This window comes from Pseudomonas sp. FSL R10-2189, from assembly GCF_009600325.1.
Classification (GTDB): Bacteria; Pseudomonadota; Gammaproteobacteria; order Pseudomonadales; family Pseudomonadaceae; genus Aquipseudomonas; species Aquipseudomonas helleri.
Window position 1 is genome coordinate 19,905 of sequence record NZ_WIVZ01000003.1, and the last position, 17,713, is coordinate 37,617.

General features: G+C 58.1%; 17 protein-coding genes. 14 read left to right on the top strand and 3 right to left on the bottom strand.

What is annotated here, in order from left to right:
- Nucleotides 1-44 precede the first annotated feature (44 nt).
- Nucleotides 45-1,652: a phospholipid carrier-dependent glycosyltransferase gene (locus tag GHO32_RS03310; RefSeq protein ID WP_153332881.1), complete on the top strand. Its 1,608-nt coding sequence runs from the start codon at nt 45-47 to the stop codon at nt 1,650-1,652.
- Nucleotides 1,653-1,709: 57 nt separating this feature from the next.
- Here GHO32_RS03310 and GHO32_RS03315 read toward each other — a convergent pair whose 3' ends face one another.
- Nucleotides 1,710-2,795, bottom strand: a complete 1,086-nt coding sequence (locus tag GHO32_RS03315) for a nitronate monooxygenase family protein (RefSeq protein ID WP_153332883.1) — start codon at nt 2,793-2,795, stop codon at nt 1,710-1,712.
- Between the two features lie 122 nt (nt 2,796-2,917).
- Nucleotides 2,918-4,474, bottom strand: coding sequence for a murein L,D-transpeptidase (locus GHO32_RS03320; RefSeq protein WP_153332885.1), 1,557 nt, complete (start codon nt 4,472-4,474; stop codon nt 2,918-2,920).
- Nucleotides 4,475-4,616: 142 nt separating this feature from the next.
- On the opposite strand from GHO32_RS03320, the gene GHO32_RS03325 reads away from it, so the two are divergent.
- The 9 genes from GHO32_RS03325 (at nt 4,617) to GHO32_RS03365 (ending at nt 13,710) form a co-directional block, all read left to right on the top strand.
- Nucleotides 4,617-5,324, top strand: a complete 708-nt coding sequence (locus tag GHO32_RS03325; RefSeq protein WP_048371787.1) for a murein L,D-transpeptidase catalytic domain family protein — start codon at nt 4,617-4,619, stop codon at nt 5,322-5,324.
- Nucleotides 5,325-5,514: 190 nt separating this feature from the next.
- A complete protein-coding gene (locus tag GHO32_RS03330; protein WP_153332887.1) occupies nt 5,515-6,285 on the top strand; it encodes a FadR/GntR family transcriptional regulator in 771 nt (256 codons plus the stop codon).
- 126 nt (nt 6,286-6,411) lie between these two features.
- A complete protein-coding gene (locus GHO32_RS03335; protein WP_153332889.1) occupies nt 6,412-7,614 on the top strand; it encodes an ABC transporter substrate-binding protein in 1,203 nt (400 codons plus the stop codon).
- Between the two features lie 67 nt (nt 7,615-7,681).
- Nucleotides 7,682-8,542 carry a branched-chain amino acid ABC transporter permease gene (locus GHO32_RS03340; protein ID WP_048371794.1) on the top strand — a complete coding sequence of 287 codons (861 nt, stop codon included), beginning with the start codon at nt 7,682-7,684 and terminating at the stop codon, nt 8,540-8,542.
- A gap of 1 nt (nt 8,543) precedes the next feature.
- Complete coding sequence (locus GHO32_RS03345) at nt 8,544-9,554, top strand: branched-chain amino acid ABC transporter permease (RefSeq protein ID WP_153330293.1); 1,011 nt, start codon at nt 8,544-8,546, stop codon at nt 9,552-9,554.
- A complete protein-coding gene (locus tag GHO32_RS03350) occupies nt 9,551-10,312 on the top strand; it encodes an ABC transporter ATP-binding protein (protein ID WP_153332891.1) in 762 nt (253 codons plus the stop codon). The genes GHO32_RS03345 and GHO32_RS03350 overlap by 4 nt, the downstream gene beginning before the upstream one ends.
- The gene (locus GHO32_RS03355) at nt 10,312-11,007 is read left to right on the top strand and encodes an ABC transporter ATP-binding protein (protein ID WP_153332893.1); all 696 of its coding nucleotides are present in this window, start codon (nt 10,312-10,314) and stop codon (nt 11,005-11,007) included. Before GHO32_RS03350 ends, GHO32_RS03355 begins: the two co-directional genes overlap by 1 nt.
- Nucleotides 11,008-11,023: 16 nt before the next feature.
- Nucleotides 11,024-12,304 carry a Zn-dependent hydrolase gene (locus GHO32_RS03360; protein ID WP_153332895.1) on the top strand — a complete coding sequence of 427 codons (1,281 nt, stop codon included), beginning with the start codon at nt 11,024-11,026 and terminating at the stop codon, nt 12,302-12,304.
- The gene (locus GHO32_RS03365) at nt 12,301-13,710 is read left to right on the top strand and encodes an amidase (RefSeq protein WP_153332897.1); all 1,410 of its coding nucleotides are present in this window, start codon (nt 12,301-12,303) and stop codon (nt 13,708-13,710) included. The genes GHO32_RS03360 and GHO32_RS03365 overlap by 4 nt, the downstream gene beginning before the upstream one ends.
- A gap of 70 nt (nt 13,711-13,780) precedes the next feature.
- Here the strand turns inward: GHO32_RS03365 and GHO32_RS03370 are convergent, their stop codons facing one another.
- Nucleotides 13,781-14,341 (bottom strand): nucleotidyltransferase family protein, encoded by a 561-nt coding sequence (locus GHO32_RS03370; protein ID WP_153332899.1) that lies wholly within the window; start codon nt 14,339-14,341, stop codon nt 13,781-13,783.
- Nucleotides 14,342-14,477: 136 nt separating this feature from the next.
- Between GHO32_RS03370 and cho the strand changes: the two genes are divergently transcribed.
- From cho to GHO32_RS03390, 4 genes are all read left to right on the top strand, one after another.
- Nucleotides 14,478-15,317 (top strand): excinuclease Cho, encoded by an 840-nt coding sequence (gene cho, locus GHO32_RS03375; protein ID WP_153332901.1) that lies wholly within the window; start codon nt 14,478-14,480, stop codon nt 15,315-15,317.
- 194 nt (nt 15,318-15,511) lie between these two features.
- Nucleotides 15,512-15,949 carry an acetyltransferase gene (locus GHO32_RS03380; RefSeq protein ID WP_153332903.1) on the top strand — a complete coding sequence of 146 codons (438 nt, stop codon included), beginning with the start codon at nt 15,512-15,514 and terminating at the stop codon, nt 15,947-15,949.
- Between the two features lie 405 nt (nt 15,950-16,354).
- Nucleotides 16,355-16,882 carry a fimbrial protein gene (locus tag GHO32_RS03385; RefSeq protein ID WP_123749068.1) on the top strand — a complete coding sequence of 176 codons (528 nt, stop codon included), beginning with the start codon at nt 16,355-16,357 and terminating at the stop codon, nt 16,880-16,882.
- A 172-nt stretch (nt 16,883-17,054) separates the two neighbouring features.
- Nucleotides 17,055-17,696 carry a molecular chaperone gene (locus GHO32_RS03390; RefSeq protein ID WP_256665466.1) on the top strand — a complete coding sequence of 214 codons (642 nt, stop codon included), beginning with the start codon at nt 17,055-17,057 and terminating at the stop codon, nt 17,694-17,696.
- Nucleotides 17,697-17,713 lie beyond the last annotated feature (17 nt).

Consider the following 17,713-nt stretch of genomic DNA (forward strand, 5'->3'; position numbering starts at 1 on the left):
ACTGTTTGCCCCTACACGCCCCTATTGAGTCAAGGAAACTCGACATGCCGGCTTTCTCTTCTCCCAGCGTTTTACGTGCCTTGCACCGCCAGTCACTGCTACTCGGTGCGTTGACCTTACTGCTGTTTATTGTGGGTGATATTCACCAGGCTGCGATCGGCTTTGACTCGCGCTTTGTGATGTTTGCCAAGGAAATGCTGCGTCACGGCCCAAGCTTTTTCCCCACCACCTATGGCGAGCCCTACGCCGACTACAACGCCACCACCACGGTGTTTACCTGGTTGCTGTCGTTGCCATTTGGCGAGGTCAACAGCCTCACCGCCTGGCTGCCCACCGCCATTGCCAGCTCGGTCATTGTGACCCTGATCTATCGCCTGGTAGCCCCGCAATCCACGACATGGGCCTTGCTCAGTGTGGCGCTGCTGTTACTCAGCATGACCTTCATCACCGAAACCCGCGCCGTGTCGCTGGACCAAATGCTTGCGGCCGTCAGCCTTGGCGCGTTCTATCTGGCGTATGCCCACGATTATTTTGAAGCACCGCGCCGCCACTTCTGGCTGCTGCTGTTGCTGGTGCTCGGTTTTGCCATTCGTGGCCCGATTGGCCTGGTGATTCCCACCGGCATGCTGTGCAGCTACTTCCTGCTCAGCGGCCAATGGCGACGCATGATCAGCGTGGGCTTGCAGGCGCTGGTGATTTTGCTGCTGTGCATTGGCCTGCTGTTGTTTTTGGCCTGGGTCAGTGGCGGGCAAGCGTTTGTACAAGACGTGATCCGCATGCAGGTCACGGGGCGTATCGACGGCTCTGAAGGCGCCAGCGGCCCCTTTTACTACTTCACCAGTTCCATGGGTAACTACGCCCTCGCCTATCCATTGGCCGTACTGGTGCTGGTTGTTGTCTTAATCGCCGGGCGCAAGCCGTCAAGCCCGGCCTTGCATCTGGTCAAGTATTGCGCCGCAGCAGGCTTGATCGTGATGATCGGCCTGTCGGTCCCGCAAGCGAAAAAAGCCCGGTACTTATTGCCGATGCTGCCGATGGCCGCGATTATTGCCGCGTACCCATTTCAAGGCGTTCGAGGTCGGGCATTCGCCGCATTGCGCGTGTTTATCCAGGCTATTTTGTTGGTGTTGCCGGCCTTGCTGATTGCCGGGTTGATGATCGCAAGCAAGCGTTTCGCCGACCAACTGCCGCCCCTGAACGCAATCTATATCATTTTGGGCGTGTTGCAGGTCATCGCACTGGGCCTGCTGTTCAAAGCGCACTTGCGCGCTGTGGGCTTGGCTGCGTGTGCGGTAGTGGCGATGTGGAGCAGCTACATTCTGGTGCTCGAACCGGCTGAGCAGAACGCCTACAACACCCGCGATTTCACCCTCAACGCCTTGCACCTGATCGACCAGGCACCCGCGCCGTTGGTGTTGCATGGCATGGGCAAAGACGCCAAGGCCATCAAGTTCATGGTTAACGTGGATCGCGACTTGCTGCCGGTATTCACCCAGTCAGCGGTTGAATTGACGGCCTTGCAAGAGCCGGTATGGATCGTGATGGACCGCAAGGACTATCAAGCACTGCAAGGCACCGAGTTGGGCAATATTGTTCCGGCATTGACCGGTCAGTTCGACAAGAACGACTTCGTGTTGCTGCATTTGCCCTGAACCTTGGATAAGCACAGAGGCTGCGGCATATGCGCCGCAGCCTCGATCACCCCGAACTTATTGACCCGTTGAACGCGCCTGATAGTCGTCAATCAGCTTGCGGGTCAGCTCAAACGATGACAGCTCAGCCGTGCGCCCAGGGCTCAACGGGAACGCCTGGCCAGCCCACAAGTTGATGAAATCGCCAGAGCCGGCAGGCTCGGATTTGGCTTTCAGGGGCAGCAATACGCCGCCAGCCAGCGGGAACGCCGGGGCTTGCGGGTTAATCGGGCCAATCTCTCGCATCACTCGATTCAGAATGCCCCGCGCCGGTCGCCCGGTGAACAGGTTAGTCAGTGCCGTATCACTGGAGCTGGCTTCGCGCAGCGCACGGTGATGAGGCCTGGATATTTTCGCTTGCGGGCAAAACAGGTACGCGGTGCCGATTTGCACGGCGCTTGCGCCCAAGGCAAAGGCTGCTGCGATACCGCGCGCATCTGCAATCCCGCCAGCGGCAATTACCGGCACCGAGACCGCATCAGCGATTTGTGGGACCAACGCGAAGGTGCCGATCTGGCTGGTCCACTCCGTGGTTAAAAACATCGCCCGATGGCCACCTGCTTCATTGCCCATGGCAACAATGGCATCGCAACCGTGGCGTTCGAGCCACTGTGCTTCTTCGACAGTGGTTGCCGAACTGAGAATCTTCGCGCCCGTGGCTTTGACCCGCGCCATCAGTTCAGGGGCTGGCAGCGCAAAGTGAAAGCTCACCACCGCAGGCCGCAGCTCCTCGACCAGCGCACACGTGGCCTCATCAAAAGGCGCACGGACGGAGACCGGAGTGGGTGCGTCAAAGTCGGCACCGAGTTCGGCGTAATAGTCTTTAAACAACGCCTTCCAACGCTGAATGTGCGCCTCGTCGTATGCCGGGGCCTGGTGACAAAAAAAGTTCAAATTGAACGGCTGGTCAGTGACCGCACGGAAGGCTGCGACCTCCTCACGGATCGCATCAAGACTCAATGTGGCGCAGGCCAGAGAGCCCAGACCACCCGCCTTTGCCACACCGATCATTACATCGGCGCCAGCACCGAGCATGGGCGCCTGAATGATCGGAACGCTAATGCCAACCAAGTCAGTAAAACGCGAGTCAGGCCATTGAGCCATCGGGGTTCTCTCTACGGTCAATAATCGGAAACTGGATAGTAACGTGTAGGAGCGAGGTTGCCTCGCGATCTTTTAAAGTTGCAAAAGATCGCGAGACAAGCTCGCTCCTAGAGGGGTTTAGATCAGCGCTTGCTGCTCAGCGCCGTTATCAGGGCCGGGTCACGGTTGTAGATGTCCGGGGTGTAGATCACTTTGCCGGTTTTATCGGCTTGGGCCGTCCAGTAGGTCATCAGGATCGGTTTGGGGTTGGACAAGCGGAACTCATGGGTTTTGCCGGTGCTGAGCAGGTCTTCGGTGCGGCTTTTTTCCGCCGGCGTGACCAGTACGTCACGCAGTTGGAATACCGACTCTACACGCACACACCCCGAGCTGAATGCCCGCGGGCCTTTGCTGAACAGCGCCTGGCTTGGCGTGTCGTGCAGGTACACCGCAAACGGGTTGGGGAAGCGCAAGACTATCTTGCCCAACGGGTTTCTTGGCCCGGCGCCCTGACGCAAGAGGATATTGCCGGGGCGGTCCCAATCAATACTCTGCGGCGAGACGGGCTGCCCGTTGCTGTCAATAACCTGCAAGTCGTGCCGGCTCAGGAAAGACGAATCGCGGCGGATTTGCGGCAGTTTGTCTTCCTTGAAAATGGTCGGCGGGATGGTCCAGGTCGGGTTCAGGGTCAGCCGCGTGACCCGCGACTTGAGCAGCGGCGTTTGCCGGTCTGCGCGCCCCACTTGAGTACGGGTTTGCCAAATCGGCTGGCCGTTTTCATACACCGTCAACTGCGCCGCAGGCACATTGACCAGCAGCATGGACGGCTCAACGTCCTGGGCCATCCAGCGAAAGCGCTCCAGGTTGATCCGTAACTGATCTCGGCGGGTCGCCGGGCTGACGTTCAGCTCTTTCACCGTGCCCGCCCCGATGATGCCATCGGCCTGCAAGGAATGGTTGAGCTGAAAGCTTTTGACCGCAGACACCAGCTCATTGCTGTAGACGTTATCCGTTGTCGCGATTTTATGATCCAGATAACCCTCACTCATCAGCCGCTGAACCAAGGCCGGGACGCGAGAGTCTTGCATGCCGGGGCGCAGCACAGGGCCGTCGCCGATGGTTGGCCATTTGGGTAGCGGTTGCAGACGTTGCTGGGCGTAGACCTGACGCAAGTGTTTGTACTGCTCAAACGCAGGGCGTGCCTTGGCGAAGGCGTCACTAATGTTATTCAACCCGGCTTCGGCAATCGGCAGAATCTCGCGCCTGTCAGGTACTACTTCATTGGCATGCCAGACCGGCTCAAAACGCGCTTGCGGCAGGCGCCCGTAATGCAGGTCTTGCAGGGCTTGCAGGTACTGGCGGCTGGTGTCGATATCGGCGCACAGGTCCTGCCCCTTGGGCAACAGGTAGTTCTGCGGGTCGAGGCCATCATCGGCCAGAGTTGGCAACGCGGCTTGCAAGGTCGCCAAACGCACTTTGTCGGCCCAGATTGGCTGGTAATTCTGGCTCTGGTAAAAAGCCTCAAGCAGTGCCTGTGTGGGCTCATTAATACTGCCTGCCAGGGTCGGGCATGCTTGCGGCAGTTGCGTCAACGCCACTTGCACCGGGTTCGACGGCTCTACTGGCGGCTCATCAGCCAGTGCGACCAGTGGCGCAGCGAGCAAGGTCAGGGTCAAGTAACATGCGTGTTTTTTGATCAACTGCTTAACTCCAGTCCGTGGCCTTTATGTGAGGGTCACCTTGTTGCTTGTCGCGCTATACAGTCAGGCTAGCAGCTAAATCGCGGTGGCCCTTGGATCAGCGCAATGTCATTCGTTTATTTAATGTGGAAGCTTTCTTTATATGCTGATTTTTTTGCGACGACTTTTTCTGGTCGCCGCGACCCTGGGCTCAGTCTGCAGCCCGGCGTTCGCCGCCAATACTTCCGCCCCGGTGCTCTACAACAGCCTGTCCAAGGCCGCCCCGGAACTCAATCCGCAAGTCCTGCAAAGCGCCCTTAGCGCCATGCAATGCGCCGTTAACAACGGTGCCAGCCAAGCTCGGCACCTGGCGGTCATCGACTACTCCATGCCTTCAACCGCCCGACGCTTATGGATCTTCGACCTGACCTCCAAAAAGCTGGTCCTGCGTGAGCTGGTCGCTCACGGGCAAAACTCCGGTGAAAATTTTGCCACCCGATTTTCCAACAGCGAAGGCAGCTTCCAGTCCAGCCTCGGGCTGTTTCGTACCCGCGAAAGCTACCAAGGTGCCAACGGCTACTCCTTGCGCATGGATGGCCTTGAGCCGGGCATCAATGACCGGGCCCGCGACCGCGACATCGTGATCCATGGCGCCAGCTATGTGAATCCGCTGTGGAGCCAACGTCAGGGCCGCATCGGACGCAGCCAGGGCTGCCCTGCCGTACGCCCACAAGTGGCGCGCCAAGTAGTGGACAACCTCAAGAACGGACAGTTCATGTTTGCCTGGTACCCTGACCAGCGCTGGCTCAAATCGTCGGCGTACTTGAACTGCAAGCCGCAGTTGGTGGCGAGCATCGTATCGGCTAAGTAAAAACTGCCTGCGCTACGACGCCTGATCCTCGCGGTCTGTTAAAAGATCGCGAGGCAAGCTCGCTCCTATAGCCATATCCATTTCCGACCCCTTTTCTCTGAAAACGACACCTCGCCCGGTCGATGGTTGACTGCGCCTGCGCAGATCTATTTATTACTATTTATCCGCATTAATACGATAAATAGAAAACATGCTTAATCGCCCGATTCGCCGCAAACGCCAGAAGCTGTCCGATGTGATTGTCGAATCGGTGAAGCGTTCGATCGTGACTGATGCACTCAAGCCCGGTGACCGTCTGCCCACTGAGCGCGAGCTGATGGAAAGCTTTCAATGCTCGAAAGGCTCAGCCCGCGAAGCCTTGAAGGCGCTGGAGGTCGAAGGTCTGGTGAGTACCCGTACCGGCCCCAGTGGCGGTGCCTACCTGAACCAGGCCGGGACTGAGCCCGCCAGCCGCGCCTTGCGTAACTACCTGCACTTTCAGCATCTGGATGGCGAGCAGGTCTATCAGTTGCGCAAGGTCATTGAGGTCGAGTTGGCTGTTTCTGTTATCGGCCGTTTGAGCGCCGAAGATTATCAAGCGCTGCAAGCCAACGTAGATTTGTGCAGCGCCCCTGAAGACAGCGAGGCCGGCCAGCGGGAGCAGCGTTTGGCCGAGCTTGAGTTTCATACCCTGCTGGCCCGGGCCTGCCCTAATCCGCTGTTAAGTTTTATGGCGCAGTTTCTCAACGATTTACTGCGCGATCTGGTGGTCCTGAAAAAGGCCTACAAACCCAAACGCAAGCAGTTTGATGCCGCCAACCTCGATTATCACAAGCAGTTACTGGTTGCCCTGCGTGCCGAGGATGAGGCGCAGGTGCGCACCTTGATGCACGAGCACATGTGCGACGCCGAGCATCACATGACCGCCCTCGAAGGCCAGGTCAACCCGCATTTCTTGCTGGAGTTCGATCACCACCACTGACCCGTTTAGCCGTAACCGTGTGTTAGCAAGCGCTCCCCCCCTATCCAATAAAAGGCCTGCCCACAGGACCTGATCCGCCGTTTGCCATTGCTACTCCTGCCAATAATTAAACCAGGGAGTTACCCCATGCAACGTCGTACTTTGTTGAAAGCTGGCCTGGCTGCTGCCAGTGCTTTAAGCCTTCCGCTTGGCATACGCCAGGCCTTCGCCGCCGAGCCCTTTACCTTCTATGGGTTGAAGTCCATGTCTGGAGCCTTTGCCAGTTATGGCAAGTTTGCCGACATGGGCTCGCGTCTGGCCGTCGAGCAATACCCGCAGTTGCTGGGCAGGCCATTGGTCTACAAGGTGATTGATACCGAAGGCAATGCCGGCAAGGCAGTACGCAAGGTTCAGGAAGCCATTGGCCAGGACGGCGCACGCTTTTTCCAGGGCTGCACCCTGTCATCGTCCGCCCTGGCAGTGGCCAAGGAAGTGAACAAGGCTGGCGGTGTGTTTATGACCCCGGTCGGCGCGGATGAAGTCACCGGCAAGGACTGCAACAGTTCGACGTTTCGCTGGTCTGTACCCACCTATGGCGCGGTGCGTGAAACCCTGATACCGCTGATCAAACGCCTGCCGGAGGCCAAGCGCTGGTACACCATCACTCCACAATACGTGTTCGGTGAAGCACTGCTCGATGGCACCCGGGAAGTGCTCAAAGAACACGGGCTGGAGCTTGTCGGCAACAGTTACCACTCTTTGCAGGAGCAGGAATTCTCCGGCTATTTGACCAATGCTATTTCAGCCAAGCCCGACGTGCTGGTGCTGCTCAATTTCGGTAGCCAGTCCAATAACACCCTGCGTCAGGCCGTGAATTTCGGCATGAAAGAGCGCATGAAGATTCTGCTGGTGTGGTCCGCCGGGCTGGATCAATTCCAGGAGCTGGGCAGTGATGTGCTTGAAGGTGTGTACCTCGGCGCCCAGTACTGGCATCAGGTCGACACCCCGCTCAATCGTGAACTCGTCAAGGCGACCCGGGCCAAATACGGCATCAATCCCAACTACCCGCTGGCCGCAGACTACATCAGCAGCAAAGTCATGCTCGACACCATCGCCGCCACGGGCAGTTTCGATGGTCCCACCGTGGCTAAAGCCATGCAGGGCTTGAGCTACGAAGGCCCGACCGGCAAAGAAACCATCCGCGCCGGTGACCATCAAGTGATCAAGGATTACTACCTGATGCTGGGCAAACCGCAGAGTGAAATGACCGACAACGACGATCTGGCGCTGGTGGTCAGTTCCGGTCAGTCGTTTGCCCCTGTCGCCGACACCGGCTGCGTACTCAGCTAAACCACCGACTATTTAGCACTTGCTACACGCAGCCGGTCAGCCACGACCGCCTGCAGAGGGTATCTGCATGCTCGAACTTTATATGTTTCAGATTCTCAATGGCCTGGGCCTGGGGATGATCTACTTTCTGATTGCGGTCGGACTGACCATCATTTTTGGCCTGTTGAACTTCGTCAACTTCGCTCACGGTGCGTTCTTTCTGCTGGGCGCCTACCTCTGCTACACCGCCGTCAGCCTGACCGGTAACTTCTGGCTGTCGCTGCTGATCGCACCGCTACTGGTTGCCGCCCTCGCGTGGGTGATCGAGCGGGTGCTGATTCAGCGCATTTATAACCTGCCGCACATGTTCCAGATCCTGGTAACGCTGGGTATTGCGCTGATTATTCAAGAAGCCAGCGTGATGATCTGGGGCCCGGTCGGTAAAAGTGTCGCGGTGCCGCCGTTACTGCGCGGCGTGGTGGAAATTGGCGACTTTGTATACCCCTATTACCGCTTGTTCCTGATTGCCTTCTCGGCGTTGGTGGGCTTTGCCTTGTGGTTGCTGCTGGAGCGCACACGCTTCGGCGCGCTGGTTCGCGCCGGCAGTGAAAGCACCGAAACCGTGTCGCTGCTGGGCACCAATATCTTCCGCCTGTTTTCCATGACCTTCGCCCTTGGCGCCGGGCTTGCAGGCATTGCCGGGGTGCTGTTCGCGCCATTGCGCGGCGCCCAACCTTTTGTCGGCCCGGAGATTCTCGGCGTGGCCTTCGTGGTGGTGGTGATCGGCGGCATGGGTTCGTTCAGTGGCGCACTGGTGGGCGGTCTGCTGGTGGGTGTGGTGCAAAGCCTGATGACAACTATCTGGCCACAGGGTGCAAGCCTGATGATCTACGGCGCGATGGCCGTGGTGATTTTGCTGCGTCCTTACGGCCTGTTTGGGAGAGCCTGACATGAGCGAAAAAAACCCCCTGCCCTTCGCCAAAACCCAGTCGCGCTCGATGCTGCTGTGGGTGATTGCGGTGCTGATCGGCCTGCCACTGGTATTGCCATCGGCCACCCTGGCCACTGAAATCCTGATCTTCGCCATGGCCGCGCTGGCCTGCAACCTGCTACTGGGTTACACCGGGCTGCTGTCCTTCGGCCAGGGCATCTTCTTTGGCGCCGGTTCTTACTGCGCCGCCTTACTGATGATTCATCTGCAGTGGGGACTGTTCAGCGCACTGCTGGGTGCGGCCATCGCCGGTGCCTTGCTGGCGTTTTTGGTCGGCGCCCTGGCGATTCGCCGTACCGGTATTTACTTTGTGATGCTGACCCTGGCGTTCAGCCAGATGGCGTACTTCCTGACCTACACCCTGAGCGGCTGGACCGGCGGCGACAACGGTCTGCTCGATGTGCCACGGCCAGAAATCCGCATCGGCGACACGCTGCTGATGTCGCTGAGTGATGCGCGCTACTTCTACGGCTTTGTCGCGGTGCTGTTTTTGCTGATTTTCATTGGCGCACGCCGGGTGATTGCCTCGCCCTTTGGCAGCACGTTGATGGCAATCCGCGAGAACGAAACCCGTGCCGCCGCCATCGGCTACGACACCCGCCACTTCAAGATCCTGGTGTTCATGCTGTCGGGCGCGGTCACCGGGGTTGCCGGGGCGCTGTACGCCATGCTGCTGCATTTTGTGCCGCTGTCCAACATCGACCTGATGATGTCCGAAAACATCCTGATCATGACCATTGTCGGGGGCACCGGATCGCTGTTTGGCTCCTTGCTTGGGGCCGGTTCCATTGTGCTGCTGGGTGATTTCCTGTCAGACCTGTGGCCACGCTGGCTGATGCTGCTCGGGATCATTTTGATCGTCGTGGTGGTGTTTATGCGCGGCGGTTTGTGGGGCGGGTTTACCAGCGCTTTCGAACGCATCAAAGGCTCGCGCAAAAGCCGCCTGCCGATTCAGGAGGAACAGCCATGAGTGCTAAAACACCTTACCTGCTGGAAACCGAGAACCTGAAGCTGTCCTATGGCGCTTTCAATGCTGTAAACGGGGTTAACCTGAAGGTCGAGCAAGGCACCATTCATACCGTGATAGGCCCCAACGGCGCGGGTAAAACCAGCCTGTTCCACTGTTTGACCGGCGAGCGCCGGGCCACCGACGGGGCGATTGTGTTTGGTGGTAAAAACATCATCAAAAAGCCGTCCCATGGCCGGGTTGCGTTAGGCATGGCGCGCTCCTTTCAGCTCACCAGCCTGTTCCAGAACCTCAGCGTGCGGGAAAACCTGCGCCTTGCCGCACAGGGCCGTGACGGGCTGGCCGCACTGAACTTCTGGCGCCGGGTAGACAGCAAACGTGAACACCTGGACATGGCAGACCAGGTGCTCGAACGCCTACAACTGACCCAGCGCGCCAACACCCTGGCGGGCGAACTGTCCCACGGCCAGCAACGGGTGCTGGAGGTAGGCATGTCGATTTGCTCCAAACCCAAACTGCTGATGCTCGACGAGCCCACCTCCGGGATGGGCATTGACGATATTCCGATCATGACCCAACTGATCAGCGACCTGGGCCGCGATCACACCGTGCTGTTGATCGAACACAACATGAGCATTGTGATGTCCATCAGCCAACGCATCACGGTGATGAGCCACGGCCAGATCCTGGTCGAGGGCACTCCTGAATTTGTCCGCGCCGATGAGCGTGTGCGCACCGCCTACCTGGGAGAAACCGCCTGATGCTAATCGTCGACAACATCCATTCCTACTACGACAAAAGCCACGTGCTCGAGGGCGTCTCGCTGCAGATCAACCCTGGTGAACTGGTGACCTTACTGGGCCGTAACGGTGCGGGCAAGACCACCACGTTGCGCAGCATTCTGGGGGTTGTCTGCCCGCGCAAAGGGCAGATCCGCTTTAACGGCCAGAACATGGTCGGGCGCAAGATTTTCGAAATCGCCCGCGAAGGCCTGGCCCTGGTGCCGGAGCATCGCGGGATCTTCCGTCTGCTGAGCGTTGAAGAAAACTTGCGCATTGCCCAACGCAAAACCAGCCGCTGGCAGTTGGAAGACGTCTACAGCATGTTTCCACGCCTCAAGGAGCGGCGTAAAAACGCTGGCCATGCGTTGTCCGGCGGGGAGCAGCAAATGCTCGCCATCGCCCGTGCCCTGGTCAACGATCCCAAACTATTGATTCTCGATGAGCCCACCGAAGGCCTGGCACCGGTGATCGTCGATGAACTGGTGAAGATCCTGCGCAAGATCAAGGACGACGGCCTGCCCGTGCTGCTGGTGGAACAAAACCTGATGGTCTGCGACAAGCTTGCCGATCGCCATTACGTGCTTGAACAAGGCCGTGTGGTGTACGAAGGCAGCGCCGCCGATTTCCGCGCCAACCCAACGATCAAGAACCGTTATCTGGCCCTTAGCGCCTGAAGGGAGACTCGTGTCCATGAACAGCCCTATCGTGTTATCCGACCTTTTCAACAGCAACGCGCCGCTGATCAACCGCGACCGCCTGTGGCAATCGCTGATGGACCTGGCACAACTCGGCGCCACGGCCAAGGGCGGTGTCTGCCGTCTGGCCCTGACCGACCTCGACCGCCAGGCCCGCGACCTGTTTGTGCGCTGGTGTGAAGAAGCCGGCTGTACGGTGACCGTTGACGGCATTGGCAATATCTTTGCCCGCCGCGCGGGCCGTCAGCCCGACCTGCCACCGGTCATGACCGGCAGCCACATCGACACCCAACCCACCGGCGGCAAATTCGATGGTTGCTACGGGGTCATGGCCGGGCTGGAAGTCATCCGCACCCTGAACGACCTGCAACTGACCACCGAAGCGCCCATTGAAGTGGTGGTCTGGACCAACGAAGAAGGCTCGCGCTTCCCGCCGTGCATGATGGGCTCCGGGGTGTTTGCCGGCAAATTCGACCTGGACGAAACCCTGAGCAAAGTCGATGAGCAAGGCTTGTCAGTCGGCGCCGAGTTGCAGCGCATTGGCTACGCTGGCAACCGGCCTGTGCTCGGGCACCCGGTGGGCGCATATTTTGAAGCGCACATTGAGCAAGGCCCGGTGCTGGAAGACCGCAATACCACCATTGGCGTGGTCATGGGTTGCCTCGGCCAGAAGTGGTTTGACCTGACCCTGACCGGCGTTGAAGCCCATGCCGGCCCTACCCCCATGCACTTGCGCAAAGATGCGCTGGTCGGCGCCGCGCACGTGGTCAGCGCCGTGAACCGGGTCGCCCACCAGCATCAACCCCATGCCTGCGGCACCGTCGGCTGCCTGACCCTGCACCCAGGCTCACGTAACGTGATCCCCGGGCAAGTGCACATGACCATCGACCTGCGGCACCTGCATGCCAATCACCTGCAAGCCATGGTGGATGAAGTGCGCGAAGCCATCGAAGTGGCCAGTGTCGAGCACGGCTTGAGTTTTGAGCTGATCCCGACCGCTGATTTCCCGCCGCTGGACTTCAACCCTGCGTGTGTCGATGCCGTGCGCCAGGGCGCGCAACAGTTGGGCTTGAGCCATATGGACATCGTCAGCGGCGCCGGGCACGACGCGATTTTTGTCGCCGAGCTGGGCCCGGCCGGGATGATTTTTGTGCCATGTGAAGGCGGCATCAGCCACAACGAAATCGAAAACGCGGCGCCTCAAGACTTGGCCGACGGCTGCGCTGTACTGCTGCGGGCCATGGTCAATGCCGCGCAAGGAGGTAAACAATCATGAGTAATACACCTGACATCGGCCAGATGAACGCCGTCGAATTGCTGGCCCGTTACCGCGATAAAAGCCTCTCTCCAGTGGAAGTGGCCGAGGATGCCCTGCTGCGCATTGAGCGATACAACTCGGCAGTCAACGCGTACTGCCATGTTGACCCGCAAGGCGCGCTGCAAGCGGCCCGGGCATCGGAACAGCGCTGGTTTAAGGGCACGCCTTGCGGCGCGCTGGATGGCGTACCGGCCTCGATCAAAGACCTGACTCTGACTCAAGGCATGCCCACCCGCAAAGGCTCTCGCACCACCACGGCGCAAGGTCCATGGGAGATTGACGCGCCTTTTAGTGCTTTTATGCGCAAGGCAGGCGCGGTCTTGCTGGGCAAGACCACGACCCCCGAGTTCGGCTGGAAAGGCGTCACCGATAACCCGCTGTATGGCATCACCCGTAACCCCTGGGACACCCGGCTGACCGCAGGCGGCTCATCCGGCGGGGCTGCCGCTGCCGCCTCGCTAAACCTGGGCGTGCTGCATCAGGGCAGCGATGCCGGCGGCTCGATCCGCATCCCTTGCGCGTTCACCGGCACATTTGGCATCAAGCCGACCTTCGGCTACGTACCGCAATGGCCGGCCAGTTCCATGACCATCCTTTCGCATCTGGGGCCGATGACCCGCACCGTTGAAGACTCGGTCCTGATGCTGCAAACCGTGGCCAGGCCCGATGCCCGCGATGGTTTGATCGGCGCCCCGCGCACCACGCCCTGGCTGGCACAGAGTGATGACCTCAAGGGTTTACGCATCGCCTACAGCCCCAACTTCGGCTATGTCGACGTTGACCCGCACGTCGCCCGCGTCGTGGCCCAAGCGGTGCAGCGTCTGGCCGAACTCGGCGCCCATGTCGAGCAGGTTGACCCAGGTTTCAGCGATCCGCTGGAGACTTTCAACACCCTGTGGTTTGCCGGTGCAGCGCGCCTGGCTGGCCAACTCAGCAGTGCCCAGCGCGAGCTGATGGACCCAGGGCTGCAACGGATTGCCGGCCTTGGCGAGCGCATCACCCTTGAGCAATACAGCACCGCGCTGGAAGCACGGGCGGCATTGGTCGCGCACATGAACGACTTCCATCAGCGCTACGACATTCTGGTCTCGCCCATGCTGCCCATCACCGCATTTGCGGCCGGGCACAACGTGCCGCCCGAGTCCTCATTGACCGACTGGATGCAATGGACCCCGTTCACCTACCCGTTCAACCTGACCCAACAACCAGCGGCATCAGTGCCCTGCGGGCTGGCCGACAATGGCCTGCCGGTAGGCCTGCACGTGGTCGGCGCACGCTTTGCCGATGACCAGGTACTGCGAGTTTGCCGGGCCTATGAAAAACACTTCGCGCAAAGCCACCCGCATGCGCCAATAACGCCTTAATTAACGGGTAACCAATCTGTAGGAGCGAGCTTGCTCGCGATCTTTTGATCTTTAAAAAGACCGCTCGCCCCTACAGATCAATAATCGTCAGCCATGGCCAACGCGCTTGGTAGCTTTTGGCCTTCTGCATAAACAAATCAGGCTGCGGGCTTAATGGATTATTGCGTAACAGCCCCTGCGCAATATCATCCAGCCCATAAGGCGCATACACCTCGCCGCTTTCAACGCAAAGCCCCACGCAGGTCCCGGCCACCAGATAACGATCAATACCGTCCCGGGCGGTAAACAACTGCGGATAAGGCCTGCCGAAACGTTCGGGATACCAGAGGTGCACCCGGGCCTGGTTCTTGATATCGACGTTCACACCCAGATCCCCGAACAGCTGCCGTGCCTTGATGATGACTTCGTTTTCTGCCTCCCAAGACACGTCTTGATCAAAGTAAAAAACGTCGTAATCCTTAACCCCAAACGCCGGCGGCAGGTTTGAGCGATGGTTCCAGACCGCCTGAAACAGGCTTCCCGCCGTCAACAAGCACTGTTCAACGCCCAGCCTGGGCAAGCGGGCCATGAGTTCAGCGTTGATCGGGTTACTCATTGCCAGACTGACAAAGTGTTCAGGCGTCAAATTCATCGGCAGTCCTTTAGCTTCAGCGTTCCAGTTGGGCACAACTCTAGCCGGGTTCCATGACCGGTTCTAGCCGCACACACCGGAGCGATTCTGACCGGCGGCTGTCATATCCCGTTACCTATGCCGCACTATAACCACCATGCCCATACGTCCTGCACAACTCGCCCCTGTTTATGAATACCCTGAGCACCTGCGCGCTCAAGTCGCTGCTGCACCGCGAGCGCCAGGGGTTTACTTCTTTTATGCGCAAGACGACTCGATGCCGCTGTACATCGGTAAAAGTGTCGATATCCGCAGCCGACTGCTGGCACACCTGCGAACACCCGAAGAAGCCCGCATGCTGCGCCAAGCGCAAAGAATCGAGTATGTGCAAACCGCCGGAGAAATCGGCGCGCTGCTGCTAGAATCGCGCCTGATCAAAGAACTGCAACCCCTCAAAAACAAGCGATTACGCAAGCAACGCCGGTTGTGTTCAATACGCGTCATCGATGGTGCTGTAGACATCATCGACACCACAGACTTGCCCGGCGCCAGCCCGTTGTACGGGCTGTTCCGCAACAAGCGCATGGCCACTGAAGCGTTGATGCTGATCGCTGACGAGCAGCGCCTGTGCCACAGCCTGCTCGGCATCGAAAAAGCGATGGGCCGCAGTTGCTTCAGAGCACAAATCGGCAAATGCGCAGGCGCCTGCAGAGGTGATGAAAGCCATGCTGCCCACACCGAACGCTTGTTAACCGCGCTTGCCCGCTGGGCCGTACATCGCTGGCCGTTCCCCTGCGCAATCGCACTGCACGAACGCCACGGTGAGCATGTGGAATACCACGTCGTGGACGGCTGGCATTACATCGGCACCTACGCCACGGAGGCTGAGGCCAGACAGGCGCCGAAAAGCACCGGCCAGGCATTTGATGCCGATTGCTACAAGATCCTGGTACGTCCGCTACTGCTAGAGGGTGCCGAGTTGATAATGCTTGGGTAGCGGTCGGCCCCCACCCACCTTATTGACATCTTCAATGTGCCCCGGCAAATTGGCCGCCCATTCTTTTTCGGCCCCTCTTAAGTGCACCGCCCAGGCGTTAACTCGCGAAGCGGTCATACCTGAAGCCGACTCTTAATCGGTCGCCACTGCCCGGCGCACCCATCATCAGACATCAAGAGAAGAAGGATGATTTCATGATCATTCGCAAGGGTAACGCTGCGGACCATCCGCAGTTGCTCAACATCTGGCTGCGCGCAGTTCAGGCCACTCACGACTTTTTGCAGCCATCGGACATCGATGCACTGACCCCGCAGTTACGTGACATCTACTTGCCAGCCGTAGAGCTGTGGGTCGCGGTAGATACAAAAGACTGGCCACTAGGTTTCATTGGACTGAGTGACAACCATGTGGAAATGCTCTTCGTAGACCCACAACAGCATGGCCAAGGCATTGGCCGAGCCTTGCTGGACCATGTCCGCACGTCGCGCGCGACGCTCAGCGTGGATGTCAACGAGCAAAACCCACAGGCCGCAGGGTTTTATTTGCACTACGGCTTCGTACAAACGGGGCGTTCGCCACTGGACGGCGAAGGACGACCCTTCCCGTTGGTGCACATGAGCTTGCCTGATTAAAAAGGGTTGGGGCTGTGTGTCACAACACATACAGCCCCGCAACAGGCCCCCATGAAAGAGATGACGAAGTATCACTCTTCTAGCTTAAAACCAACTCCCCCATATTCAAAAATCGCCTACGTCTTGAATTGCTCCATAGCGCGAGCGTGTATTACCGATCTGATCAAAAGTTCCATTCCTTGTGCAATTAGATAAAAAAACCCAACTGACCACACGACAACACCCCCACTTTAAACAATGATTAAAACAGCACAGCAGACTCTCAGTAACACCTCGCCAAATCACACAGCCTAGACACTATCAACGACAACACAAATTTTATTTTATATTTGCATTTTGACAAAACGCCTTCTTAACTCTTTCCGGCTTTAGGAGTACATCTAAACCTCACACAGGAGTTACACCATGAAACGGATCGCTTTAATCCTCGCCGCTACATTCCCTGTCATGGCTTTCGCAGCTTCTCAAAACACCATCACGTTTAACGGACAAGTCACCGATCAAACATGTACGGTTGCAGTCAATGGTAATGCGGCCAGCCCGATGATCCTGCTACCCACTGTGAGTGCCACATCGTTGAGTGCCGCGAACAGCAAAGCCGGAGAGACCCCTTTCACTGTAAGCATCAGCGGTTGCACTGCCCCATCATCAACAGCCCTGGCGATCAAAACTGCATTCTTGGGCAACAACGTGACCAGTGCTGGCAACCTTGGCAGCTCAGGTACAGCCACAAACGTACAAATTCAATTGCTTAGCGCACCTGCAGGTACGGCCATCGTACTTGAAGGGGTCACCTCGGTGGCCGGTCTGGTTCTACCCAGCGCGCAAACTGAAACCAGCCATGATTTCGCTGCGCAGTATGTCAGCGAAACAGGTGGTGCCACTGCGGGTACAGTTACAGCCAGCGTGCAATACGCTTTGGATTATCTGTAAAGCAGTAGTCCACTCTACCGGGCAATACGCCCGGTAGAGTTGTCTCCCCCAAACGCCCCTACTCTTTACACGTTGTGTGCGGATTGCCATGTCACGCCTAATAAAACTAACTCAGACCTTCGCTCTAACTCTCCTGGCACTTTCAGTGAATCCTGTTAGTGCCAGTGTCATCATGACCGGCACCCGAGTGATATACCCTGCTCAGGCGCAAGAAAAAACCGTGCAGTTGACCAATCAGAATGCACTGCCCTATATCGTGCAAATGTGGATTGATAACGATCCAGACAATAACGAGCCGCAAAATACCACTTCACCTTTTATTGCCAATCCACAAATTTTTCGTATTAACCCGAATGCCGGACAGACTGTTCGTTTGGTCTTTACTGGTAACAGGTTAGCCAAAGATAGAGAAACACTCTTTTATCTTAGTTTCCTGCAAATGCCGGCCATCAAGGCCAGCGAATTGCAGGCCAACAAGTTGCTGGTTGGCGTGAATAGCCGGATGAAACTGTTCTACCGCCCTCAGCAACTGGCGGGTAACCCGGATGAGCTGAGTAAATCACTCAGCTTCAAATTACAAGGCAGGTCTATCGTCGCCAGCAATCGCAGTGGTTACTACGCCACCGTGCGCGAGGCGAAGGTGATCCATGCCGGTCAAACACTTCCCTTAAATCAGGCCGTGATGATTCCGCCTCTGAGTGAAGTCAACTGGATGCTGCCCACTCATACGTCAGCCAGCAAAGGCGACATGCTACGCCTGACGTTAGTCAACGATTACGGTGCAGATGTCATCAATGACCTCCTTATTAACTGATGGCCCGGGATGAGTGT

What these genes read in the sequence shown, in the direction of transcription:
- GHO32_RS03340 (WP_048371794.1), top strand. Translation starts at nt 7,682, where the DNA reads ATGCTCGAACTTTATATGTTTCAGATTCTCAATGGCCTGGGCCTGGGG.
- GHO32_RS03360 (WP_153332895.1), top strand. Translation starts at nt 11,024, where the DNA reads ATGAACAGCCCTATCGTGTTATCCGACCTTTTCAACAGCAACGCGCCG.
- GHO32_RS03315 (WP_153332883.1), bottom strand. Translation starts at nt 2,795, where the DNA reads ATGGCTCAATGGCCTGACTCGCGTTTTACTGACTTGGTTGGCATTAGC.
- GHO32_RS03355 (WP_153332893.1), top strand. Translation starts at nt 10,312, where the DNA reads ATGCTAATCGTCGACAACATCCATTCCTACTACGACAAAAGCCACGTG.
- GHO32_RS03365 (WP_153332897.1), top strand. Translation starts at nt 12,301, where the DNA reads ATGAGTAATACACCTGACATCGGCCAGATGAACGCCGTCGAATTGCTG.
- GHO32_RS03330 (WP_153332887.1), top strand. Translation starts at nt 5,515, where the DNA reads ATGCTTAATCGCCCGATTCGCCGCAAACGCCAGAAGCTGTCCGATGTG.
- GHO32_RS03325 (WP_048371787.1), top strand. Translation starts at nt 4,617, where the DNA reads ATGCTGATTTTTTTGCGACGACTTTTTCTGGTCGCCGCGACCCTGGGC.
- GHO32_RS03390 (WP_256665466.1), top strand. Translation starts at nt 17,055, where the DNA reads ATGACCGGCACCCGAGTGATATACCCTGCTCAGGCGCAAGAAAAAACC.
- GHO32_RS03310 (WP_153332881.1), top strand. Translation starts at nt 45, where the DNA reads ATGCCGGCTTTCTCTTCTCCCAGCGTTTTACGTGCCTTGCACCGCCAG.
- GHO32_RS03335 (WP_153332889.1), top strand. Translation starts at nt 6,412, where the DNA reads ATGCAACGTCGTACTTTGTTGAAAGCTGGCCTGGCTGCTGCCAGTGCT.
- GHO32_RS03385 (WP_123749068.1), top strand. Translation starts at nt 16,355, where the DNA reads ATGAAACGGATCGCTTTAATCCTCGCCGCTACATTCCCTGTCATGGCT.
- GHO32_RS03345 (WP_153330293.1), top strand. Translation starts at nt 8,544, where the DNA reads ATGAGCGAAAAAAACCCCCTGCCCTTCGCCAAAACCCAGTCGCGCTCG.
- GHO32_RS03370 (WP_153332899.1), bottom strand. Translation starts at nt 14,341, where the DNA reads ATGAATTTGACGCCTGAACACTTTGTCAGTCTGGCAATGAGTAACCCG.
- GHO32_RS03380 (WP_153332903.1), top strand. Translation starts at nt 15,512, where the DNA reads ATGATCATTCGCAAGGGTAACGCTGCGGACCATCCGCAGTTGCTCAAC.
- GHO32_RS03350 (WP_153332891.1), top strand. Translation starts at nt 9,551, where the DNA reads ATGAGTGCTAAAACACCTTACCTGCTGGAAACCGAGAACCTGAAGCTG.
- cho (WP_153332901.1), top strand. Translation starts at nt 14,478, where the DNA reads ATGCCCATACGTCCTGCACAACTCGCCCCTGTTTATGAATACCCTGAG.